3 protein-coding genes are annotated in these 3,778 nt (G+C 62.1%); 1 reads left to right on the plus strand and 2 read right to left on the minus strand.

Annotated elements, in window-relative coordinates:
• Both EOA36_RS30285 and EOA36_RS30290 read right to left on the minus strand, forming a co-directional pair.
• Positions 1-788: hypothetical protein (locus EOA36_RS30285; protein ID WP_145969382.1), on the minus strand; the 788-nt coding region annotated here is incomplete at its 3' end.
• Entirely contained in the window at positions 785-1,879 is a 1,095-nt protein-coding gene (locus tag EOA36_RS30290; protein ID WP_127280618.1) for an aminotransferase class I/II-fold pyridoxal phosphate-dependent enzyme, read from the minus strand. The genes EOA36_RS30290 and EOA36_RS30285, both read right to left, overlap by 4 nt.
• Before the next feature lie 360 nt (positions 1,880-2,239).
• Between EOA36_RS30290 and metG the strand changes: the two genes are divergently transcribed.
• Positions 2,240-3,778, plus strand: a 1,539-nt coding sequence (gene metG / locus EOA36_RS30300; RefSeq protein WP_127280619.1) for a methionine--tRNA ligase, incomplete at its 3' end; no start/stop codon positions are given.

The following is a 3,778-nucleotide window of genomic DNA, read 5'->3' on the forward strand; positions in this document are numbered from 1 at the left end:
ATCGTGGCGAACAGCAGCGCCTGGTCGCGGAAAGGAATGTGGTCCACGGCATCGCTGGCGGCCTCGGCTTCGATCCAGTCGACATGGAAGTCGGCGGCCCCCTTCCTGTCGCCGCCATGTGCCATCTGCTGGAACCGATGCATATGGTCCTCGATGTCGGGATAGCGGTCGGCCCAGACGATCGACCATTGCCGGTTCTGCATGGTGAATTTGCGGATCCAGCGCTCGCTCAGGTCCATGTCGCCTTCGGGCTTCGAGTACATGACGTTTCGCCGCGCTTCGAGCAGCGTGTTGGTGGCGACGACTTCGTTCTCGCGCCATAGAAGCCGCATGGCCGGATCATTGAGAAACCGGTCCGCATAAATGGGATGCGGAAACGCGCTTTCCCTCAGTCCATCGATCTTGAAATAGACCAGCAGTTCGGAAGCGACGCTCGCTTCCAGCTCGTTGCGCTCCATCTTGCCGTGGAACGCCTCGAACCCGATGCCCGGTATGAAGGGCATGTGCGCGGCGTGCCAGATTTCATGCAGAATGTAGAGATCCTCGACGGCCGCGGCGGCATAGTCGTCCCGGCGCATCGTCAGCCCCCACCAGGTGCAGAAGTGCGCGCGTTCCAGGCGGTCGTTGGTGGTCTCGCAGGTGAAGCGCGGCAGGCGGGCGTACTGATCGACGACGTCGTAGATGTAGCCGCCCTCGCGATGCGAGGATCGGAATGCATCCGTTTTCCAGTGAGCCAGGCAGTGGGCATGGACGTCATCGCGGGTGACCAGCGGGATTAGATGCTTCATGAAACCGGTCCAGGAGGGGCCATGCCGATCCGCTCCGCCATGCCTGGCGTGAGACACAGGCGGGGCCGAGCACCGATCGCGCCAGGGGCGCGGGTAAGGTAGGAGGCCATGTCCGAATCCCCGTCCGCCCCTGCCGATGCCTGGGCAAGAATGAAGACGTCCGCCGGCACCAGGGCGAGGCCGAGAGCCTGGCCGGCATGTTCTGCAGCGCCATGTTGAACCGCGCCGTAGCGGCGCGCCATGGCGAACACGTCAAACCGCTCCATCAGCCGGATTCCCAGTTGCAGCGACGTCAGGTTCTTGAACCATTGATTGCCGAACAGGCCGAGATTCTCCGATCGGCAAAACACACCGCCTATGCGGTCGTAATAGGTGCCGAACGGTTTGGACAGGCTGATCACCACGGCACTCACGCAAGGGGCGTCGGCGAGGATCGTTTCCGACGGTGGCTCGGCGGTTGCCCCGACATAGGTCAAATCCAAGACGACCTGGGCCGGGTTCGCGCGCCCGCTGAGCCGGCGAAGAAATGCGTTGGCTTCGGGCCATACCATTCCGTCAATGGCCGAGGGTTGGCTGAGACACAGCAGATGCTGGGGATCGATGGTGTCGGCCGTATCGCGCCAGTCGTGGCGGTCATATTCCGTCACCGGAATGCCGCAGGCTTCAGCATAGGCTCTGTAGCCCTCATACTCGCCACGAAAGATTGCAAGGCGAGGGGAGAACCCATCGAGGCGCGCGCGGTTGCCGTAATCGGCAATCAGGTGAAAAAGCGGCTCGCTTGCACCCGCGGTCGGATAGCTGAATGGAAAGTCAGCCGTGTTCAACGGCGCCATCGGCTTCGCCCAACCGAGCCAGGTGTCGAAGAACCGTTTGTGCAGCGCGTTCTGCTTTCCGGTCCAGGCATGGCGAAACTGATCGAGATAGGCCGCACGGACCAGGTCCGGGCCATTTCCGGTATTGTTGCCGAGCAATTCGGCCTTTACCGCCTCGATCTCGGGGGTGACGAGGGCGTAGACGGTTTTGCTCGCGCCGGCCTGGCGCAAGCGCAGATCGAGATTCGGTCGCGGATCATATTGTGTGGTCGTGGCCATGCGGATCTGCCTTTGCCCGTCACGACCCTAAGGGAACGTGGCCCGACTTTGCAACGGCCTGCCGCCAGACCATGGTGATGAATGCGCAGGTCAGGCAAGCGGTCTGGACTTGGCATGAGGCCCTGGACGTTATATCTGAGGCCGACACCCTGCAATCTCGACAAGAAGCAGCACGCCCCGACCATGACCGACCGCCTGAATTCTGCAATGCGAATGTGACGGCCTTTTTTGGTGCATGCCGTTGCCCCCAAAACCGGGGCAGCTTTTGGGCGGCATGCATTGGTCTCGGGATGGCAATCGCCATTCCGATGCGATATCCACCGCCACGGCTCCCATTCAGACATTCATGACGGTTCATTCATGTCACGCAACACATTCTACATCACGACCGCGATTTCCTATCCGAACGGCAAGCCGCATATCGGCCATGCCTACGAGCTGATCGCCACCGACGCGCTTGCCCGCTTCCAGCGGCTTGACGGCAAGCAGGTCTTCTTCCTCACCGGCACCGACGAGCACGGCATCAAGATGCTGCAGACGGCCAAGCGCGAAGGCATTTCGGCGCGCGAACTGGCCGACCGCAACTCGGCTGAGTTCAAGCGCATGGCGACCGCGCTCAACGCCTCTAACGACGATTTCATCCGCACCACCGAGGAGCGGCATTACGCGGCTTCGCAGGCGATCTGGAAGGCGATGGCCGCCAATGGCGACGTCTACAAAGGCGGCTATGCCGGCTGGTACTCGGTGCGCGACGAAGCCTATTACGGCGAGGAGGAGACCGAGGTCCGTCCCGACAATGTCCGCTACGGGCCGCAGGGAACGCCGGTCGAATGGGTCGAGGAAGAGAGCTACTTCTTCCGGCTGTCGGCCTATCAGGACAAGCTCATTGCGCTTTACGAAGGCCAGCCCGACTTCATTGGCCCGGCCGAGCGACGCAACGAGGTGATGAGCTTCGTCAAGTCGGGACTGAAGGACCTGTCGATCTCGCGCACCACATTCGACTGGGGCGTGCCGGTACCTGGCGACGAAAAGCATGTCATGTATGTGTGGGTCGACGCGCTGACCAACTACATCACCGGCGTCGGCTATCCCGATGAAAAGGCTGATAATTGGCGTTTTTGGCCGGCCGATGCGCACATCATCGGCAAGGACATTGTGCGCTTCCACGCGGTTTATTGGCCGGCCTTTTTGATGTCGGCCGGCATTCCGCTGCCGAAGCGTGTCTTCGGCCACGGCTTCCTGTTCAACCGCGGCGAGAAGATGTCGAAATCGGTCGGCAACGTCATCGACCCGTTCACCATGGTCGACCATTACGGCCTCGACCAGGTGCGCTACTTCTTCCTGCGCGAAGTGCCGTTCGGGCAGGACGGCAGCTACAGCCATGAAGCGATCGTCAACCGCACCAATGCGGATCTGGCCAATGGTCTCGGCAATCTGGCGCAGCGCTCGCTGTCGATGATCGCCAAGAATTGCGGCGGCGTGGTGCCGAAGCGCGGCGATATGGCGGAAGCCGACAAGGTGATCCTGGATCAGGCGATCGACGCCCTCGTCACCGCGCGCAAGGCAATGGCTGAGCAAGGCATCCATCTGGCACTGGCGGCGATCTTCGGCGTGGTTGCGGAAGCGGACCGGTATTTCGCCGGGCAGGAACCCTGGGCGCTCAAGAAAACCAATCCGGAGCGCATGGAAACGGTGCTGTGGACGACGGCCGAAGTGGTCCGGCGCGTGGCGGTTCTATGCCAGCCCTTCATTCCGGGCTCGGCCGGCAAGCTGCTCGACCTCCTGGCGGTGCCGGCGGACAGCCGCGATTTCGTGCATGTCCACGCCGACCATGCGCTTGTGTCCGGCACGCAGCTGCCTGCGCCGGAGGGCGTGTTTCCGCGCTATGTCGAACAGACG

The organism is Mesorhizobium sp. M8A.F.Ca.ET.021.01.1.1 (genome assembly GCF_003998025.1).
In the GTDB taxonomy this organism is placed as follows: Bacteria; Pseudomonadota; Alphaproteobacteria; order Rhizobiales; family Rhizobiaceae; genus Mesorhizobium.

Bases quoted from the DNA above. Each gene is read 5' to 3' on its own strand.
- EOA36_RS30290 (WP_127280618.1), bottom strand. From the start codon at position 1,879: ATGGCCACGACCACACAATATGATCCGCGACCGAATCTCGATCTGCGC.